Here is a 2,963-nt window from a genome sequence, read left to right on the forward strand (position 1 = left end):
AGCCATAGCTGCTGATCGTCGTGTCCATGCCGTTGGGCGTGATTTCGCCGCTGCCTTTGACGTCGGCGACGTAGAACGACTGTTCGTAGGTGCCGCCGGGGAAGCCGATGTTCAGCCCATGGCGCACGGCGCTGCGGGCGCCGTCGCAACCGGCGAGATAGGCGGCGCTGACGGTCTCGGGGCGGCCGTCCCGGGACAGCGTGGCGATGACCGCTTCGCCCTTGTCCTGGAAGGCGACAAGCTCGGTGCCGCGCTCGACCTCGACGCCGGCGCGCTCGAGATGCGTGATCAGCACGCGCTCGTGGATGTCCTGCGGCAGCGCGAAGGCGAAGGAGTAGAGGCTGATGCCGCGGCCGAAATCCGACAGCGGCAGCCTCGCCGCGACGCCGGCCGGCGTGTGGAGGGTCAGCCGCTCCAGCCGCACGCCGGCGGCGAGCACGTCGTCGACGATGCCGATCTGGCGGTGGAACTCCAGCGTGCGCGCCTGGACGGCAAGCGCCCGAGAGGTTTCGCCGGGAGCGGCGGCCTTGTCGAAGATGCGCACCGGCACGCCGAGTCTGGTCAGCCACAGCGCGAGCGTCAGCCCGGTCGGGCCGGCACCGGCGATCAGGACCTTGGTCTTGGACATGCTCATTTCTCTTCCCCTTCAACGATACGGACTTTTTCATGTTCCCGCAGCCGGTTGACGCCGGCGGTGACGACGATGTCGCCTTTGGCCAGCCCATCGCGGACGACGACGCGGTCGGTCTCGTAGCGGGCAATGGCGACGGGCCTGAGCTCGACGGCGGATGTGGCGGTGACGACCCAGACGGCCGGCCTGCCGTCCTTGTCGAACAGTGCGCTTCCCGGCAGCATGACGACCGGCGCGCCGGCGATTTCGGCGCGGCCGGCGACGCTTGCGCCGAAGCGCATTTCGTCGGGCGCGCCCTCGAGCGAGACCTTGACCTCGAAGGTGCGGGTCGCGGCATCGGCCACCGGCGCGATCTCGCGCACGGTGCCCGTCGCCGTGATCGCCGGATTGCTGAGCAGCGAGACCGTGACCTTCGGCGGCCGCTTCGTATCAGGCGTGTTCGCGAAGGCGGCCTCGGCGATCGAGAATACCGCGTCGCGGCTGTTTGGATCGGCGACGCGCGCCACCATCTGCCCGACATTGACGGACTGGCCGGCTTCGGCGCCGGTCGCGGTGACGATGCCGTCGAAATCGGCATGCAGTTCGGTATATCCGAGTTGGTCCTTCGCCATTTCGTAAGCGATGTTCGCCGACTTCAGCTTCGCCTCGGCCGAGCGCAAATTCTTCAGCGTCGCGTCATAGCTGGCGCGCGTTGTAAAACCCTTGGCCAGCAGCGCGCCGATGCGGGCCTCGGCGGCACTCGCCTCGACCAGCACGGCTTGCGCCGCCGCGACATCCGCCTCGGCGCTAAGCAGCCGGTTGCGGTAGTCCTGGTCGTCGATGCGGGCGAGCACCTCGCCCTTGTTCACGGTCGAGCCGATCTCCGCCATGCGTTCGACGAGCTTGCCGGAAACGCGAAAACCAAGGTCGCTCTCGAGCCGTGGGCGGATTTCACCGATGGCGGTGCGGGTGTCGGCATTGGCTACCGGCGCCACCGCTATCGTCTTGACGAGCTTCGTCTCTGGCGCGTCGGGCTTTGCGTTCGAGGCCTCGCTCCTGGCGCCATGCCAGACCATCGCGGCGCCGCAGGCAAGGACGGCGATCGATCCGGCGAGAAGGCGGCGCCTCAGCGGCCTGTTGTGGAGAAGGGTAGCAATCATGTTGTCTCCATGACCAAGGTTGCGGCCGCGCGCGACGATGCGGCGACCGAAAAAATGCGTTGGCTGGGAGCGATCGGGCGTTGCTGCCTGTCGTTTGCCAGCCCGATCCCTTTTCGCGTTTCAGGTCCGCGAAATCCCGAACGGTTTCTGAAAATTTTCCGATGTTTTGGGATCGGCGCCCTGCCAGGCTCGTCGAGGCCGGTTGACAGCACAAAACAGAGATTGGCACGTAACGTTATGACATATCAGAACTGGCAGATGCGGCGCATGCGAACAAACTCAATCAAAAAGCCGTTGCCGGCGTCGATGGGCTCCGGCTGAGGGCGCGAGCCTCGCAGGACGTTCACCAGCCGCTAACCATGCCGGCGTCGCGGGTCTGCCATCCACAGTTGCCGGCTTCTGGATCAACACCGCTGCCTTGAATAGTAAGCACGCTTATTATATATGCCGCTCATGGTTTCCGACGGCATCGACAGACTGGGCTTCCTGATCCACGACGTGCAGCGCCTGATGCGCAAGCGCTTCGAGGCGCGCGCCAGCGGCTTCGGCCTTTCCTCGGCGCAATGGCGGCTTCTGGTCCGCGTCGCCAAGGAGGCGGGTGTCGCGCAGGCGCGACTGGCTGAACTGCTCGAAATCGAGCCGATCAGCGTTTCGCGCCTCGTCGACCGGATGGAGGAGGGCGGCTGGATCGAGCGCCGTTCCGACGCGGCCGACCGCCGCGTTCGCATGATCTTCCCGACCGCCAAGGCGAGCGAGGCCTATGCCCACGTCAAGAGCCTTGCCGGCGAGGTCTATGAGGAATCGCTGGTCGGCGTTTCGCCGGAAGATCGCCGGGCCCTGATCCGGGCACTGGACGCGATCGTGCAGAATCTTGCGGACGGCGAGACGCCGTCCTCGGAAAAGTGAAAAGTACGGAAGGCGCAGCAGCATGAACGCGGTAGCCAAGGTAGACGAGAAGGCCGCCAGGTTGGAGATGGAGGCGCCGGCGCAGCCGGTCGCCGAGGCGCCGGCGCAGCCGGTCGCCGAAACCCCGGCGCAGCCCGCCCCGGTGGCGGTGACCCCAACGCCGCAGCCGGCACCAGTGGCGCCGAAGAAGAAGCGCCGCGCCGGCCGTTTTCTCCTGATGGTCGCGCTGCCCGCGGCGCTCCTTGCCGGCGGTGCTTACGTCTGGGTTACCGGCGGCCGCTACCAGG

At 66.8% G+C, this 2,963-nt stretch carries 3 protein-coding genes and 2 pseudogenes; 3 read left to right on the forward strand and 2 right to left on the reverse strand.

Features of this window, described 5'->3' with window-relative positions:
* On the reverse strand, positions 1-634 hold a 634-nt coding region (locus EN781_RS29765), incomplete at its 3' end, for an FAD-dependent monooxygenase (RefSeq protein WP_189347927.1).
* Positions 631-1,770 carry an efflux RND transporter periplasmic adaptor subunit gene (locus EN781_RS29770; protein WP_126055132.1) on the reverse strand — a complete coding sequence of 380 codons (1,140 nt, stop codon included), beginning with the start codon at positions 1,768-1,770 and terminating at the stop codon, positions 631-633. The genes EN781_RS29770 and EN781_RS29765, both read right to left, overlap by 4 nt.
* A 9-nt stretch (positions 1,771-1,779) precedes the next feature.
* Here EN781_RS29770 and EN781_RS29775 point away from each other — a divergent pair, with 9 nt between their 5' ends.
* From EN781_RS29775 to EN781_RS29785, 3 genes and pseudogenes are all read left to right on the forward strand, one after another.
* Complete coding sequence (locus EN781_RS29775) at positions 1,780-2,091, forward strand: hypothetical protein (protein ID WP_126055131.1); 312 nt, start codon at positions 1,780-1,782, stop codon at positions 2,089-2,091.
* 132 nt (positions 2,092-2,223) lie between these two features.
* Positions 2,224-2,702: pseudogene (locus EN781_RS29780) on the forward strand (MarR family winged helix-turn-helix transcriptional regulator).
* Positions 2,699-2,963, forward strand: a pseudogene (locus tag EN781_RS29785) (hypothetical protein); the annotation flags it as partial. The pseudogenes EN781_RS29780 and EN781_RS29785, both read left to right, overlap by 4 nt.

Source organism: Mesorhizobium sp. M4A.F.Ca.ET.090.04.2.1, from assembly GCF_003999085.1.
Lineage (GTDB): Bacteria > Pseudomonadota > Alphaproteobacteria > Rhizobiales > Rhizobiaceae > Mesorhizobium.

Bases quoted from the DNA above. Each gene is read 5' to 3' on its own strand.
- EN781_RS29770 (WP_126055132.1), bottom strand. From the start codon at position 1,770: ATGATTGCTACCCTTCTCCACAACAGGCCGCTGAGGCGCCGCCTTCTC.
- EN781_RS29775 (WP_126055131.1), top strand. From the start codon at position 1,780: ATGACCAAGGTTGCGGCCGCGCGCGACGATGCGGCGACCGAAAAAATG.